General features: G+C 58.6%; 14 protein-coding genes and 1 pseudogene. 8 read left to right on the top strand and 7 right to left on the bottom strand.

The genetic code is table 11. The features are described from left to right. Together BBF94_RS27290 and BBF94_RS28190 are read left to right on the top strand one after the other, a co-directional pair. Window positions 1-357, top strand: a pseudogene (locus BBF94_RS27290) (P-type conjugative transfer protein TrbL); the annotation flags it as partial. After that, window positions 354-677, top strand: a complete 324-nt coding sequence (locus BBF94_RS28190) for a hypothetical protein (protein WP_065260480.1) — start codon at window positions 354-356, stop codon at window positions 675-677. The pseudogene BBF94_RS27290 and the gene BBF94_RS28190, both read left to right, overlap by 4 nt. A 316-nt stretch (window positions 678-993) precedes the next feature. Here BBF94_RS28190 and BBF94_RS18800 read toward each other — a convergent pair whose 3' ends face one another. Both BBF94_RS18800 and BBF94_RS18795 read right to left on the bottom strand, forming a co-directional pair. Next, window positions 994-2,247, bottom strand: coding sequence for a replication protein (locus tag BBF94_RS18800; RefSeq protein ID WP_065260482.1), 1,254 nt, complete (start codon window positions 2,245-2,247; stop codon window positions 994-996). A gap of 57 nt (window positions 2,248-2,304) precedes the next feature. Beyond that, a complete protein-coding gene (locus BBF94_RS18795) occupies window positions 2,305-2,523 on the bottom strand; it encodes a helix-turn-helix transcriptional regulator (RefSeq protein WP_055135788.1) in 219 nt (72 codons plus the stop codon). 82 nt (window positions 2,524-2,605) lie between these two features. Between BBF94_RS18795 and BBF94_RS18790 the strand changes: the two genes are divergently transcribed. Together BBF94_RS18790 and BBF94_RS18785 are read left to right on the top strand one after the other, a co-directional pair. Beyond that, window positions 2,606-3,556 carry a LuxR family transcriptional regulator gene (locus BBF94_RS18790; RefSeq protein ID WP_065260479.1) on the top strand — a complete coding sequence of 317 codons (951 nt, stop codon included), beginning with the start codon at window positions 2,606-2,608 and terminating at the stop codon, window positions 3,554-3,556. A gap of 289 nt (window positions 3,557-3,845) precedes the next feature. Then, the gene (locus BBF94_RS18785; RefSeq protein WP_141676601.1) at window positions 3,846-4,574 is read left to right on the top strand and encodes a hypothetical protein; all 729 of its coding nucleotides are present in this window, start codon (window positions 3,846-3,848) and stop codon (window positions 4,572-4,574) included. A gap of 42 nt (window positions 4,575-4,616) precedes the next feature. On the opposite strand, the gene BBF94_RS18780 is transcribed toward BBF94_RS18785, so the two are convergent. From BBF94_RS18780 to BBF94_RS18760, 5 genes are all read right to left on the bottom strand, one after another. Beyond that, window positions 4,617-5,828: a tyrosine-type recombinase/integrase gene (locus BBF94_RS18780; protein ID WP_065260481.1), complete on the bottom strand. Its 1,212-nt coding sequence runs from the start codon at window positions 5,826-5,828 to the stop codon at window positions 4,617-4,619. 307 nt (window positions 5,829-6,135) lie between these two features. Then, window positions 6,136-7,713 carry a glutamine-hydrolyzing GMP synthase gene (gene guaA / locus BBF94_RS18775; protein WP_065260477.1) on the bottom strand — a complete coding sequence of 526 codons (1,578 nt, stop codon included), beginning with the start codon at window positions 7,711-7,713 and terminating at the stop codon, window positions 6,136-6,138. 99 nt (window positions 7,714-7,812) lie between these two features. Then, on the bottom strand, window positions 7,813-9,282 hold the full coding sequence (gene guaB, locus BBF94_RS18770; RefSeq protein ID WP_065260476.1) for an IMP dehydrogenase: 1,470 nt from the start codon (window positions 9,280-9,282) through the stop codon (window positions 7,813-7,815). Between the two features lie 115 nt (window positions 9,283-9,397). Continuing rightward, window positions 9,398-9,946 carry a sugar ABC transporter ATPase gene (locus BBF94_RS18765; protein ID WP_065260475.1) on the bottom strand — a complete coding sequence of 183 codons (549 nt, stop codon included), beginning with the start codon at window positions 9,944-9,946 and terminating at the stop codon, window positions 9,398-9,400. Between the two features lie 135 nt (window positions 9,947-10,081). Next, window positions 10,082-10,849, bottom strand: coding sequence for a sulfite exporter TauE/SafE family protein (locus BBF94_RS18760; protein WP_065260474.1), 768 nt, complete (start codon window positions 10,847-10,849; stop codon window positions 10,082-10,084). A gap of 101 nt (window positions 10,850-10,950) precedes the next feature. On the opposite strand from BBF94_RS18760, the gene BBF94_RS18755 reads away from it, so the two are divergent. From BBF94_RS18755 to leuA, 4 genes are all read left to right on the top strand, one after another. Next, complete coding sequence (locus tag BBF94_RS18755) at window positions 10,951-11,838, top strand: LysR family transcriptional regulator (protein WP_065260473.1); 888 nt, start codon at window positions 10,951-10,953, stop codon at window positions 11,836-11,838. A gap of 10 nt (window positions 11,839-11,848) precedes the next feature. After that, entirely contained in the window at window positions 11,849-13,228 is a 1,380-nt protein-coding gene (gene xseA / locus BBF94_RS18750) for an exodeoxyribonuclease VII large subunit (protein ID WP_065260472.1), read from the top strand. A 3-nt stretch (window positions 13,229-13,231) separates the two neighbouring features. Further along, the gene (locus BBF94_RS18745) at window positions 13,232-14,053 is read left to right on the top strand and encodes a peptidoglycan DD-metalloendopeptidase family protein (RefSeq protein WP_065260471.1); all 822 of its coding nucleotides are present in this window, start codon (window positions 13,232-13,234) and stop codon (window positions 14,051-14,053) included. Between the two features lie 367 nt (window positions 14,054-14,420). Further along, entirely contained in the window at window positions 14,421-16,100 is a 1,680-nt protein-coding gene (leuA, locus tag BBF94_RS18740; RefSeq protein WP_065260470.1) for a 2-isopropylmalate synthase, read from the top strand. The last annotated feature ends 66 nt before the right edge of the window (window positions 16,101-16,166 follow it).

Here is a 16,166-nt window from a genome sequence, read left to right as displayed (position 1 = left end):
AAAAACGCCCAGGGCAGCAATGACAAAGACCAACAAGCGACTCAGCAAGGAAGCGTCGTCAGTTTCGGCAGCGCACTTTCCCAAGCAGCCAATGGCGGAGCAAAGGCACTCGGGGTGATGGCCTCAATGGCCGTGCCGGGCATGGAAAACGCGCACTCTTTTTCTCTTGGTGCCGGCTCTTCACCAGCTTCTGATGACACCAGTGCAACAGCTCTAGCCCAAGGCAGGAATGCTTCAGAAGCAGATTCCAACCTTATACGTCCGGACTCTGAAAACAATTCCGCTACCAGCCAACTGGCATCTCTAAACGTGTCGGGAATGGCCTCAAGCAACGACCCACTGGAGAAACAACCATGATCGCAATTTTGAAGTTCGCAGCATTCGCCGTGTTCGCATCGACCTCCGCAATCGCCTTGTGGGCGCTCGGCAGGTGGCTACGCAGCAAAGGCCATGGACCATTGCTCGATAGACTGGATCAACAATGGACTGCTTTGCAGCTACGAGTTAGCCCGCTGGCTCTTTCAGCCTCCTTTCACATGTTTTCCGGAGCGCAGCATCTGAATCGCCTGCCTTTGCTGGGTAGCAAGAGCAGTGCAGCCCAGGCCCAACAAATGGTGAGGGCGATACGAACGGTGCAAAAAGCTCAAAGGCGAGAGGCCCCCGAGAATCACCAGTAGCTCATCCAGCAGTAAGGGCGGGAGCATCGCCACTCCCCGCCCATTTTCAGCGATGAGCTATTAGCAACATTAGTAATACGCACGAACTTTGAACATCCCTCAAAGGAAGAAGAATCGGTGAAGCGAGGCTGCGGATAACCTGCGCGAATGGGCCGCCGTCAAAACCCCGGGGGCTTCGCCATTAGTAATACGCACGGACTTGTGCCAACTACCGCTATCCCGGTGATCCCTCCGCCTTTGGTGCAAACCAGGCTGTGTTGATATCAAAAGCCCAAGAGTTTTCTGTGTGTAATACGCACGGACTTGTCTCAGCCTCCTAGGCCGTTGGCTTACCTGCTCGATACCAACTGCGGCGACTCATCCCAAGGGCCTCCCAAGGCTTCTGGCGGGTCAGGGACGCTTGTTCGTAGGTTTCCCGGCCTACCGCACCTGCGGCGCGTCGGCGCGCTTCCTCGCGCTTCCTGTGACGTTCCGCGGCCTCGACCTGGCTGACGATGGTTTTGAGCTGCCGCTGTTCCTCGGCGGTGATTCTGAACAGGTTGATAAGGGTGTCGTTCTTGGGCGTGTAAAGGGGCGCGAACTCCTTGCCACCAAAGGTGACTTTCTCCCCGGCCTCGTAGGCTTTGGCCTTGCTGAACAGCGTCATTAATTCCTTGGAACGGCTGTTCCACTGCGGATCGAGTTCGCGGGCCAGCGCTGCCGCTTCGTGGTACATCTGCTTGCTGTTGGTCGCCCCGGACAGCAGTAGGAAGTTGAGCCGCCAAAACAGGTGCTGCATACGGCTGCCTTCTCCGACGCCACCACGCAACTCGGCAAGCTTGCGCAGGTCTTCGAGACGATCCCAAGCAAGCTGCCGGCCTGAGAATCCACGCAGATTGTCAGCTTTGCCTCCGGGCACCAAAAGGAAACGCTTTTTCTTGGCACGGCGTTCGGCCTGTTCTTGCCGTTGCTGCTCGATAGTCCAGCGAGCAGCCGGTAGCAGCGCCTCGGCCAGATACTCGAAGTTGTAGCGGATCGGCTGGCCGTCATTGCCGCTTTGGACGTGAACTACGCGGCAGACCTCGCCGCTCTTGCTGTTGACTGTCTCCACGGTGCGCAGCACTCGGCTAGCGTCCTTGGCCATGGGATCGGCGCCGACGTGGGTAAGGCGATCTACAAGGTAGCGTTGGCAGGCGTTCCAGCGAGGTAAGGCTTGGCGAGGTATCGTACCCTCAAGCAGCCATTTGGCCTGTATGCCTCGGCCGCTGTAGATCAGTATCGAGGGCGCGGGTAACCCCGTGTCGGCGCATAGGAACAGCACCGAGGCGGCCAGCTCGTCGGGCTTACGGCTGGCCAGCGCGGGCACGCGGTAGGTATCTAGGTCAGCGAACAGCAGCCCCAGCCGCAACAGATTGACGACACGCCGATTGGGCCGGATGAACTCAGCCTGCGAAATCCAAGTGTCAATCTTTTTGTCCAACAGATTGAGCACCTTTGGCATGTCGGCCAAGCGATGAGAGGACTGCCGCTTTCCACCACGAGAATCGACGAGCAATGAGAAAAATCCGCTCCTAGTACTATCGTGATACATCTGCGCCTCGTCCCCGGGACTGAACAGCGCAAGCTGCGGGATAGCACCCCGCACCGCTTAGACCGCCCTTCCCGGCCTACGCGCTGGGCCTCCCTCCTTGCATGTATCTATCCACTGTTCAACCTCAGCTAAATCCCAGACGACCTTGCGGCTACTCAACGCAATTCGGCGCGGGAATTTGCCCTTCATCTCAAAGTTATAGATGGTGCGCTCACACAGCGGAATCATCGTCAGGAGCGTCTTTTTGTCGATGAGTTTTCTATTCAATGTATGCATTGCTAGGCCCTACCAGTCACTGCGAATGAGTGCCTGATCGTGCCTTTGGGTGCCTATTGCTTCGACGGAATGATTGGCTAAAATGGTTGACATGAAAAAACAATCAACCATAGCTATTTGGGAAGGGTGTAACGCCACCGTTGCAGAGGCGATAGAACAGTTCCGTGACCGATGGAGCGCCTACTCCACGGCCTCGAAACGCTATCCAATCGCAAGGCTGGTAGAGGAGCTAATCGACCCGGCCGTAGCGGCGTACGCCAAAGAGATTCCTGCGCGCTACCAAGGGCATATACCCGGAGCCGGTACAGGCGTGGCGTTCAGTGCGATCATGAAACTGGTAGGGTTTCCCGCCATGATCCGCTTGCAGCGGCAACTGCTACGTGCCTTTGTTTTGACCCACGACCAACAGTCGAAGAAAGATCGCTGCTTTACTGCGACGCTCGAGACGCTGATCGAATTGGTGATGGCATGTAAGCGCAAGAAACCGTCATCTGAAGATGTAGGCGGCTTAAACAACCAGCGCTTGAAAGGCTTTTGTAGGTTCTGTGGCAGTCAAGCCGAGCTAGCATCCTTCGCTACCGGTAAGGGTCAGCGCGACCCCGACGAGCACCTACGCTTGAGCAACCTTTATTGCACAACGCATCGTCCAAAGACGCATGATGGCAGCTGGAATCCTGCGTATAGGCAAGCAAAGAGGGCCGTAGCGCAGTTTGACGTTGAACTGGCGAGATTGAGCAGACAATGCGCGATACGAGCAGAGCCTAAGGCAAAGTCAGGTGACGAGCTCGTCGACGCGTATATCTTTCGATACATGCTTAGCCGAACCCTACACTTAGCGGACGAAGCGGAGCTAAGAAATCTCGCTCGACTAATGGTGGACGTGAAGCTGACAGACCGAAGAAAGCAAATCCTCGTACTGCAAAAATTCGGCTTCAACCAGTCAGAAATAGCTCGCAGACTGGAGATCGAGCGCCAAGCAGTATCCAAAGCTCTTCGCTCAATTCCTGATTGCTTTCGACTTTCGAAAGCATGAGTGAGTCAAACTGCGTCATTGCACACATAAGCCCAAACGTTTGTATTCGACGCGTCCAGTCACTTGCATTTGATCTGACCAGATTTCGCACATGGTTAACGGCGAAACAGTTATCCACGACCAGCAGCCCCCCCTTTTTCCGGCCCTTGTTTCTGAAGAAAAACGGCCGCCTAGTTATTTTCGCGTCCACACTTAATGCGTCATGGCGGCCTCTTACAAATCCGGAAATTTACAGACCATCTTAGGCTTCACAATACAAACCACCTAAATTACACAGAGCGGTTATTACATGGAAAGTGCTACGGAACTCAACGTAAATTCAGGCTACACAGCAGCGATAGAAGACTTGAAAAGGAGAGCCAAGCGATCTAGGACAGCAAGACTCTATACAGCTTTGGGCTTGTTAATTTTAATGAGCCTTGCAGTGGCGGCTGTGTTTAGCTCGAGTCAGACCAAGACATATTCACTCCGAGAACTTGGCGAGAAAATCTCTTTTAACAAAATGCGTGACCCTGGATTATTTTTACGCAAATCCAACGATCTTCTCGAGAAAATTTATCCTGACAGCATCATTAACATGGGAAGGCGGATGGATGGTGAAGACGTCAAGGAAGAAAGTTTTACAATCGATGAGCGCACCGCCTACATGAGCGAGCTTGAGCAACTGGTGAATTTCTATGAGCGCACCCAGACAGCGTATTCGAAACAGCCATTCGTACAAGAAACACCGGAATGGACAAGCTCCGTATCGTCTATGGCTTTTACATTTGGTGCTATAGCTGTTTCAATTCTATTATTCCAGACAGCAGTTTCCTTTATAAGGTATTACTCACAGCTAGCGGAGCTTTATGACTCGCAAGCTAGCGCGCTATTGGCTGCAAATAACGACCCAAAAAAGTTTGTAAAATACTCAGAGATGCTCTCCCCATCAGTCGTTAGTTTCGGAAAGCCTCCTGTGAGTGTTTATGAGCGAGCATTTGAAGCACTAGCGTCAATTAGAGGAAAAGAGACGAAGTAAAGACTGAACACAGAAGAACCCGTCTCTGGCGGGTTCCTTTTGCTACTCATTTGTTTGGCGAGGTTTCTTAAGCGTCCATTCATCAACCATATCGGCCCAATCCTGCAACATCGCACGGCGCTGGTCGCGATATTCAGCCTTGTTGTAAACGGCTCGCACACCCTTCTGTTCGTGCGCCAAACACTTCTCGATCCAGTCAGAGTTGTAACCCGCCTCATGCAGCAGCGTGCTAGCTGTGCGGCGTAGGTCGTGGGGGCCGAACTTTCCTAGAGGTACCCCTTCCTTTTGAGCAAGACGGTAGGTCAGCGTCAGTACCTGGTTGATCGTGGCTGCACTCATTGGCAAGTCGGAGTCGTAGCGTGACGGAAGGATGTACTCAGAACCTCCAGCCAGGGTCTTCAACGCAATGAAGAAATCCAATGCCTGCCGGGACAGAAACACCAAATGAGGGTTTCGGCGCTTCATCCGCTCTTTGGGGATCGTCCATAGCGCCTCGCTGAAATTGATTTCACTCCACGTCGCATTGGTCAGCTCGCTTTTGCGCACCATCGTCAGCAGCAGGAGTTTGGCTGCGGCACGAACCGACGTCGCTGTTCCGATCCGATCCATGTACTGGTACATCAGCGCAATTTCATCAGGCGTCAGCGCCCGATCACGTGGCTCAAATTTGGCGATGCTGGCAGACCTCACTAAGTCCGCTGGGTTTTCAACCTTCTGGCCACGCTCAATGGCCCAGCGATAGACCTGTAGCACGATCTCACGGGAGTGGACAGCAGTTGCAGGCGCCCCCCGCTCCACTATCGCATCAGTCAGCGCCCGCAGATCCTCATGAGTGATTTCAGCGAGCTTCTGATTGCCAAACTTCGGCTTCAATTCGCGCTCATAGACTGACCGGCGCATATCTCGTGTCGAGTCCGCCATCTGATAGCCGCGCAGCCATTTTTCAGCCCAATCATCAAAGGTCTCTGCGCCCTTGGTACGAGCCTTCGCACGCGCCTTTTCCTTAGCAGGGGACTTACCTGCGGCGATCATCTTCTTCGCCTCCCCTAGCCGCTCACGTGCCTCTGCCAGGGTGATCCCGCCCAAGCCATAACGACCGAAGGTGATGGTCTCCTGCCGGCCATTGATGGAGTAGTTGTAGCGGAAGGAGATTGAGCCGGCCGGTGTGACCGCCACGTACAGGCCATCGCGGTCAATCACCTTGTAGAGCTTGTCTTGCGGCTTGAGGTTTCGAAGCTTGGTATCAGTAAGCATGGCTTCCATTTATTCCATGAAAAAATACCATGCTCTGAAAAGCGCGGGAGAATGGGGCTTAACCCCAGTAAAACCGGGCCTCTTGGCTATCCCGATACCATGCCCATCCTGAAACAAGGGACATGGTATCAAGCGTCATGCATGGCATCGAATGCAGTTGGTACCCCGTACCATGCCATAAAAAAACCATGCTTGGCGATGCAAAACGCTGCCTGAACTTGCCAGACCCAAAAAGCCGAAAGCCCGCAATTACGCGGGCTTCAGGGCATTTTTTGCTAGATCGTGCCGGTATATACCGGACGCGGGATCATTCCCACTCAATCGTCGCCGGCGGCTTGCTCGACACGTCGTAAGTAACGCGGGAGATGCCTTCGATTTCATTGATGATGCGGCCGGACACGGTTTCCAGCAGTTCGTAAGGCAGGTGGGCCCAACGGGCGGTCATGAAGTCGATGGTTTCCACGGCACGCAGGGCCACGACCCAGGCGTAACGACGGCCATCACCCACCACACCCACCGATTTCACCGGCTGGAACACCACGAAAGCCTGGCTGACCTTGTGGTACCAGTCGGCCTTGCGCAGTTCTTCGATGAAGATGTGGTCGGCGCGACGCAGCAGGTCGGCGTATTCCTTCTTCACTTCACCGAGGATCCGCACGCCCAGACCCGGGCCCGGGAACGGGTGACGGTAGACCATGTCGTACGGCAGGCCCAGTTCCAGGCCCAGACGGCGAACTTCGTCCTTGAACAGTTCGCGCAGCGGCTCGACCAGTTTCAGGTTCATCTCTTCCGGCAGGCCGCCCACGTTGTGGTGCGACTTGATGACGTGGGCCTTGCCGCTCTTGGCGCCGGCCGACTCGATCACGTCCGGGTAGATGGTGCCCTGGGCGAGGTACTTGATGTTGTTCAGCTTGCAGGACTCGGCATCGAACACGTCGATGAAGGTGCGGCCGATGATCTTGCGCTTCTTCTCAGGGTCGGCTTCGCCGGCCAGGTTGTTCAGGAACTGGTCCTCAGCGTTGGCGCGGATCACCTTGACGCCCATGTTCTCGGCGAACATGGCCATCACCTGGTCGCCTTCGTGCAAGCGCAGCAGGCCGTTGTCGACGAACACGCAGGTCAGCTGGTCGCCGATGGCCTTGTGCAGCAGCGCCGCGACCACCGAGGAATCGACGCCGCCGGACAGGCCCAGCAGCACGTTGTCGGTACCGACCTGCGCGCGGATGTTGGCGATCGCGTCTTCGGCAATCTTCGACGGGGTCCACAGGGCTTCACAGCCGCAGATGTCGAGAACGAAGCGCGACAGGATGCGACCACCCTGCTTGGTGTGAGTCACTTCCGGGTGGAACTGCACGCCGTAGTAAGCGCGTTCGTCGTTGAACATGCCGGCGATCGGGCAGCTCGGGGTGCTGGCCAGGATATGGAAATCACCCGGCATTTTGGTGACCTTGTCACCGTGGCTCATCCATACGTCGAGGCCGAACAGGCCGTCGGCGTCGATGTGGTCTTCGATGCCGTCGAGCAGGCGGCTCTTGCCGACCACGTCAACGCGGGCGTAACCGAACTCACGCAGCTCGGAACCTTCAACCTTGCCGCCCAGTTGCTCGGCCATGGTCTGCATGCCGTAGCAGATACCGAAGACCGGTACCCCCAGGTCGAACACCGCTTGTGGGCAGCGCGGGCTGTTGGCTTCGTGCACGGACTCGGGACCGCCGGCGAGGATCACGCCTTTTGGAGCGAATTCGCGGATCGCATCCTCGTCCATGTCGAACGGGTGCAGTTCGCAGTACACACCGATCTCGCGCACACGGCGAGCGATCAGTTGGGTGTATTGCGAACCGAAGTCGAGGATCAGGATGCGGTGAGCGTGAATGTCGAGGGCCATGATTCAGTCTCGTCTAAGTAATTCAGAAACAGTCTTGATTCAGAAACGACTCGGGGCTGAATAAAACAGCCCCGGTCATTTGACGTTTTGCTTGAAGCCTCAACCTACGCGGTAGTTTGGCGCTTCCTTGGTGATCTGCACGTCGTGGACGTGGGATTCGGCCATGCCGGCACCGGTGATCCGCACGAACTCGGGCTTGGTGCGCATTTCTTCGATGTTGGCGCTGCCGGTGTAACCCATCGAGGAACGCAGACCGCCCATCAACTGGTGAATGATCGCGCTCAGGGTGCCCTTGTAAGGAACACGGCCTTCGATCCCTTCCGGAACCAGCTTCTCGGCACCGGCCGAGGAGTCCTGGAAGTAACGGTCGGAGGAGCCTTGAGCCTGGGACATGGCGCCCAGCGAACCCATGCCGCGGTAAGCCTTGTAGGAACGCCCCTGGAACAGTTCGATCTCGCCCGGCGCCTCTTCGGTACCGGCGAACATCGAACCCATCATCACGCAGGACGCACCGGCCACGATGGCCTTGGACAGGTCACCGGAGAAACGGATGCCGCCGTCGGCGATCAACGGAACACCGGTGCCTTCCAGGGCAGCGGCGACGTTGGCGATGGCACTGATTTGCGGAACGCCGACACCGGCGACGATACGGGTTGTGCAGATCGAGCCCGGGCCGATACCGACCTTGACAGCATCGGCACCGGCTTCGGCCAGGGCCTTGGCGGCTGCGCCGGTGGCGATGTTGCCGCCGATCACCTGCACTTCAGGGAAATTCTCCTTGACCCAGCGGACGCGGTCGATCACACCCTTGGAGTGACCGTGAGCGGTGTCGACCACGACCACGTCCACGCCGGCATTGACCAGGGCGGCAACGCGGTCACCGGTGTCTTTGCCGGTACCGACCGCAGCGCCGACACGCAGACGACCCTGGTCGTCCTTGCTGGCCAGCGGGTAGGCCTTGGACTTCTCGATGTCCTTGACGGTCATCATGCCCTTGAGGGCGAACTTGTCATCGACGATCAGGACTTTTTCCAGACGGTGCTTGTGCAGCAGCTCGCGGACTTCGTTCTTGTCGGCGCCTTCGCGGACAGTGACCAGACGCTCTTTCGGCGTCATCACTTCACGGACGGTGGCATCCAGACGGGTTTCGAAACGCACGTCACGGGAGGTGACGATGCCGACCAGGTCGCCATCGTGCAGCACCGGAACGCCGGAAATGTTGTGCATGCGGGTCAGTTCGAACAGATCACGTACCGTGGCGTCAGCCTCGATGGTGATCGGGTCCTTGACCACACCGGCTTCGAACTTCTTGACCTTGCGAACTTCGGCAGCTTGCTGCTCGATGGTCATGTTCTTGTGGATAATGCCGATGCCACCTTCCTGAGCCATGGCGATTGCCAGACGGGCTTCGGTGACGGTGTCCATGGCGGCAGAAACCAGAGGAATGTTCAGCTCGATGCCACGGGTAAGGCGGGTCTTCAGACTGACTTCGTTAGGAAGCACCTCGGAATAACCGGGCACTAGGAGAATGTCGTCGAATGTCAGAGCTTCTTGGCTGATACGCAGCATCGCGGGGGCTCCCGGGCGGGAAAATGGAAGCGCGCCATTATAGTCAGACACCCCCTCGGGTTCAATGCAAAACTTGTCTTATATCAATGTTGCTGATGTACGGAAAAAGCGCCCCCTAAAGCTCTACCTTGACCCAGCTCACCGGTTGATCCAGCCAGTCGGCGAATTCGTCGATGAAACTCTGCTTGAACCCCGCTTCCAGCCAGTTGTTGAAGATGAAACCCAGGTTGGAAAATGCGCACTCCTGCAAATACAGAAAGCCGTTGATGTCGTCTTCATGCCCGCACTCCGGGCAGATGAAGTTGTCGGTGCGACCCGGCATCCAGTCTTCCAGGCTTTCGAACAGTGCTTCGCCGATCTCCTGACGGCATTCGGCACAACCGGCCTCTTCGAGAAAGCCCTTGGCCGGGGTATAGATGCAGCGCTTGGTGACGATCTCCAGACCATTGATCGGCTCGCCGAACGGCAGCGCCTCCGGATGCAGCACCACCGCTCGGGCGCCATCGGCGATGGCGTAGGCCATGCGATTGCCGGTGCGTCCACAGGTGCTCAGTTCTTCCTTGACGATGTTCTTGCGCACCAGCCAGCGCAGGATCGCCCGGGCGCGGGGCTCATGCACCGGCAGGTTGGAGATTTTCGGGACGATGATGCTTTGGGAATTCATGGAAAGTCCTGCGGTGTGGCTTCTGACGCTTTCGCGAGCAAGCTCGCTCCCACCCTGGATGCATAACCCTGTGGGAGCGAGCTTGCTCGCGAAGAGGCCCTAAAGGCCGGCAGCTTAATCCCTGAGGCAATCCGGTCAAGTGCTTAAATAGCGGCCGATCAGCGCCAAGCCGCTCGCCAGCACCAGCCACGTCACCAGACGCACAAAGGCCTCGCGGGACAATCGCATCGTCAGCCGCCGTCCAATCCACAAACCCAGCGCCATGGCCGGCAACAGGCACAGCGCAAGCATCAACAAGGGTAGCTCGGCATACACCCCTGCGACGGCGAACAGGCTCAAACGCACCACCGTGCTGCAACTGATCAGCGCACTTTGCGTGGCCCGTGCCGCATCCTTGGGCAGTCGGCTGTTGAGGTAGATCGCATAAAGAAAGCCGCCACTGCCGAACAACGCCCCGAACAGCCCGCCCACCGTGCCCATGGGCAACGCCCACCCGGCGGACAACCGCGCCGGCCGCGCCTTGATCCACAAGCTGTAAACCGCGTAGGCACTGATGAACAGCCCCATCAGCAACAGCAGCAGATCGGACTTGAGGTTAAGCAGGAAAATCACCCCCAGCGTGCACCCCACCGCCATGCACGGCAGCAACCGCAGCAACTCCGGCTTCACCACATCACGCCGCGACGGCAGCAGATTGCCAAACGCCGCGATGAAATCCAGCAGCACCAACAACGGCACGATCTTCGACAGTGGCATGAACAGAATCAGGATCGGGCCCGCCACCAGGGCCGTACCGAAACCGGCAATGCCGAACACGATATAAGCCAGCGCGACGCCCAGCCCGACAACCGCCCAGCCTCCGAAGCCCCACGACCATTCGTTCAACAACCCCGCCACACTCATCCGCTCGCTTCCTTTAATAAGCCAGCCATGACTTTAGCCAGCGCCGAGAGATGCGACTAATATCATCGAAACCATCAAGCCATCTCGAAAAGGCATACCTTGTGCTTTCAACCCGCCAATTGCGCTACTTCGTGGAAATTGCCGAGTGCGGCAGCTTCAGCGCTGCCGCCGAACGCCTGTTCATCGCCCAGTCGGCGCTGAGCCGGCAGATCAAGGACATGGAAACCCGCCTGCAAACGCCGCTGTTCGAACGCACGGCGCGCCAGCCCCGCCTCACTGCGGCTGGTGAAGCTTTTTTGCCCCGGGCGAGAAACCTGCTCAATGAATTGAACAAGGCCAGCACCCTGGCCACGGAAATCGGCCACGGCCAGCGTGGCACCTTGCGCCTGTGTCACTCCAGCACCGTGCCGATCAGCGGTCGACTATTGCACGACATGAGTACTTACCTGGCGCAGCAACCCGGAGTTTCACTGGACATCGGCACGCTCTCTTCGGAGGCACAGCTCGAAGAACTCGCCGAGGGTCGACTCGACATCGGTTTGCTGCGTCTTCCGGTGCTGCGCCAGCGCGAAAGTATTCAGATTGTTCCGCTGTACACCGAGCGTTTGCTGCTTGCCGTGCCGGCGAATCATCGACTGGCGTTGGCGCAGGCAGTAGATCTGGCGCAGTTGAAAGGCGAAGCGTTCATTTCCATCCCGCATCCGCAACGTGGTGGGCTGAGCTATTTGTGCGCCGACCTGTGCATGCGTCACGGGTTCTTCCCGCAGGCAGCGCCGGTGATGTCACGCAAAACCACGCAGCTACAGTTGATCCAGGCCGGATTCGGCATCGCTCTGCTACCGGCATCGATGCAGGACATCGCGCCCGCCGGTGTGAGATTTGTGCCGCTGACGGGGGATTGCCAGAGCACTGTCGCCCTCGCCTTTCGGCAAGATCCCACGCCACTGGTGCAACACTTCCTCCAGACATTCAGCGGCGAAAGCCTTTAAACTGCGCCCCATGATTAAAGATCCCTTTGCAAGACTCGGCCTGGACCGCGAGGTCCTGACCGTCAGCCAGCTCAACGGCCGTGCGCGGGTGTTGCTCGAAGACGTGTTCAGCAACATCTGGGTCGAAGGCGAAATCTCCAACCTCGCCCGCCCGGCGTCCGGCCACGTGTACTTCACACTCAAGGACAGCGGTGCGCAGGTACGTTGCGCGCTGTTCCGGCAGAACGCCGTGCGCGTGCGTCAGGCTTTGAAGGACGGCCTGGCGGTCAAGGTGCGCGGCAAGGTTTCACTGTTCGAAGGCCGTGGCGACTACCAGCTGATCCTCGACACCGTGGAGCCGGCCGGCGACGGCGCCCTGCGTCTGGCGTTCGATGCACTGAAGGAAAAGCTCAGCGCCGAAGGCCTGTTCAGTGCCGAGCGCAAGGTGCCATTGCCGGCCCATCCGCAGCACATCGGCATCATCAGCTCGCCGACCGGCGCGGTGATCCGCGACATCATCAGCGTGTTCCGTCGCCGGGCACCGCAGGTCAGACTCACGCTGATCCCGACGGCCGTTCAAGGGCGGGAAGCCACGACGCAGATCGTCCGCGCCCTGAAACTGGCCGACGCCCGTGGTTTCGACGCACTGATCCTGGCCCGTGGCGGCGGTTCGCTGGAAGACCTGTGGTGCTTCAACGAAGAAGCCGTGGCCCGGGCAGTGGATGCCTGTGTCACGCCGATTGTCAGCGCAGTCGGCCATGAAACCGATGTGTCGATCAGCGATTTCGTGGCGGACGTGCGTGCGCCGACACCGTCTGCGGCCGCCGAACTGCTTGCTCCGGACTCCAGCCACCTGATCCGTCAGGTCGAAAGCCTGCATCGCCGACTGGTGATGCGCATGCGCGACCGTCTGATGCGTGATCGCCTGCGCCTTGAAGGCATGGCCCGTCGCTTGCGACACCCCGGCGAACGACTGCGTCAGCAGGCACAGCGTCTGGATGATCTGGACATGCGCCTGCGCCGGGCGTTCGAACGCCAGCTCAATACCCGCCGCGAACGCCTGATCCGCCTGGAAACCCGCCTCGCCGGACAGCATCCCGGACGGCAACTGGCCCTGTTACGCCAGCGCCTCGACAGCCTTGCCGAACGCCTGCCCCGCGCCATGCGCGAAGGCCTGAAAAACCGACGCCTGCAATTGCACAGCCAGATGCAGACGCTGCATGTCGTCAGCCCGTTGGCCACCCTCGGCCGTGGCTACAGCATTCTGCTCGACGAGCATGGCCACGCGATCCGCAGCGCATCACAAACCCGGACCGGGCAGCGCCTGAAGGCCAGACTGGGCGAAGGCGAACTGCAAGTACGCGTCGAGGACAATCACCTGACGCCCGTCACCCTTTCTTTACTGGACTGATCCATGCCGCGCTTTCTCGCTCCGCTGTTATTGCTGTGCCTGACTTTCAATGCCCACGCGGACAGCTACATCACCCGCCTGCTGAACAAACCGGTGCCGGGCGGCGTGGCGGTCGTCGACCTGGGCAGCGCCGCGCAGGCGCCGAAAGCCACGTATCAGGGCAAGCCGGTATTGGTGGTCAAGGAGCAGTACAACTGGCTGGCGATTGTCGGCGTGCCGCTGACCGTCAAACCCGGCGTTCAGCAAATCAGCAGCGGCGGCCGAAACCTGAACTTCACCGTCGGCAACAAGAAATACCCGGAACAGCACATCACGCTGAAGAATACGCAACAGGTCAATCCGAACCCGGCCAACCTCAAGCGCATCGAGGGCGAGCTGGCCGAGCAGATCAAGGCCTACCGCAGTTTCAGCCCGAACACGCCAAGCAACCTGCTGCTGGACAAGCCGGTCAACGGACCGCTGTCGAGCAAGTTTGGCGTTCGCCGTTTCTTCAACGGCGAAGAGCGCAATCCCCATGCGGGCCTGGACTTCGCAGTACCGGCGGGCACACCGATCAAGACCCCGGCTGCGGGCAAGGTGATCCTGATCGGCAATTACTTCTTCAACGGCAACACCGTGTTCGTCGACCACGGCCAGGGCTTCATCAGCATGTTCTGCCACATGTCGAAGATCGATGTGCAGAACGGCCAGCAACTGGCTCGCGGCGCGGTGGTTGGCAAGGTCGGCGCCACAGGCCGGGCCACCGGGCCACACATGCACTGGAACGTCAGCCTGAACGATGCGCGAGTCGATCCGGCAATTTTCATTGGGGCGTTCCAGCCTTGATTTACGGGTGAGGCGACTGGCCTCATCGCGAGCAAGCTCGCTCCCACAGGGATTGCGCACGACGAAAGGACTGCGCAATCTCTGTAAACAATCCCTCTAATTCAAAGAATAAAATCTCGGAAAAATCCGCTTTCCGGGTATTCCTCTCAATTTTTTTCGACTGCTTGCCATCCTCATTCCCCGCGGTTAGGGTTGAAAGCATGAAAACCTCTCACACCCTTATTCAGCTTCGCCAGCACCGCAGTCTGTGCCTCGTCAGCGCACGACTGCCCGGCTGAATCGCTGCGCCTCGTCCCACGCTTTTCCAAGAACGTTCGTTCCACCGGCAGGCCGCCTCTTTTCGGCCCAGACAATAAGGAATTTCCCGATGAGCATGCTCAAAGACCCGTCTTCGAAATACCGCCCGTTTCCTGTGATCAACCTGCCTGATCGCACCTGGCCGTCGAAAACCATCGATGCCGCGCCGATCTGGTGCAGTTCCGACCTGCGTGACGGCAACCAGTCGCTGATCGAGCCGATGGACTCGGTGAAAAAGCTGCGCTTCTGGAAAACCCTGGTGCAGGTAGGCGTGAAGGAAATCGAGGCATCGTTCCCTGCCGCGTCGCAGACGGACTTCGACTTCGTGCGCACGCTGATCGAGGACGGCCACATCCCGGACGACACCACCATCCAGGTGTTGACCCAGGGCCGTGAAGACCTGATCGAGCGCACCTTCGAATCCCTGCGCGGGGCGAAGAAAGCCATCGTTCACCTGTACAACGCCACCTCGCCGTCCTTCCGTCGCATTGTGTTCAATCAGGACAAGGACGGGATCAAGGCCATCGCGGTGAACGCTGCCAAGCTGTTCGTCAAATACGCAGCCCTGCAGCCAGAGACCGAGTGGACTTTCGAATACTCGCCGGAAACCTTCAGCGCCACCGAGCTGGAATTCGCCAAGGAAGTCTGTGATGCCGTGATCGAGGTCTGGAACCCGACGCCCGAGCACAAGATCATCCTCAACCTGCCGGCCACCGTTGAATGCGCCACCCCGAATGTCTACGCCGACCAGATCGAGTGGTTCCACCGCAACATCAATCGTCGTGACAGCGTAATCATCAGCCTGCACACCCACAACGACCGCGGCACCGGCGTGGCCGCCACCGAACTGGGCCTGATGGCCGGCGCCGACCGCGTCGAAGGCTGCCTGTTCGGCAACGGCGAACGTACCGGCAACGTCGATCTCGTCACCGTGGCACTGAACATGTACACCCAAGGCCTTGACCCACAGCTGGACTTCTCCGACATCGACGGCGTGCGCAAGGTCGTCGAAGAGTGCAACCAGATTCAGGTTCACCCTCGTCATCCGTACGTCGGCGATCTGGTGCACACCGCGTTCTCCGGCTCCCACCAGGACGCGATCCGCAAGGGCTTCGCCCAGCAGAAATCCGATGCACTGTGGGAAGTACCGTATCTGCCGATCGACCCGGCCGACATCGGCCGCAGCTACGAGGCGGTGATCCGCGTCAACAGCCAGTCGGGCAAGGGCGGCATCGCCTATCTGCTGGAACAGGAATACGGCATCAGCCTGCCACGTCGCATGCAGATCGAGTTCAGCCAGGTCGTACAGCGCGAAACCGATCGCCTGGGCCTGGAAATGACCGCCCAGCAGATCCACTCGCTGCTGCACACCGAGTATCTGCAAGCCAACACCCCGTATGCGCTGGTCAGCCACCGCCTGCAGGAAGAAAACGGTCACAGCGCCGTCGAAGTGGAAGTGGCGAGCAAGGGCCAAGGCGAAACCAACCTGCACTGGCGCGGCAAGGGCAACGGTGCGCTGGAAGCACTGGTGGCCGGCCTGCCGATTCCGGTGGAGATCATGGACTACAACGAACACGCCATCGGCGCGGGCACCAACGCCAAGGCAGCGGCTTATATCGAGCTGCGGGTGAATGGCGAACGTGCGGTACACGGCGTGGGTATCGATGAGAACATCACCACCGCCAGCTTCAAGGCACTGTTCAGCGCGCTGAACCGCTCGCTGAGCCAGCCGGAAGCGAAAGCGGCGTAACTGACCGCTGAAATGCAAAAGGCCCCGGAGCTTACGCCTCGGGGCCTTTTTATTTTCTATCTGATC

The sequence above is a fragment of the Pseudomonas bananamidigenes genome, from assembly GCF_001679645.1.
GTDB lineage: Bacteria > Pseudomonadota > Gammaproteobacteria > Pseudomonadales > Pseudomonadaceae > Aquipseudomonas > Aquipseudomonas bananamidigenes.
This window is presented reverse-complemented; position numbering and strand designations above follow the sequence as displayed.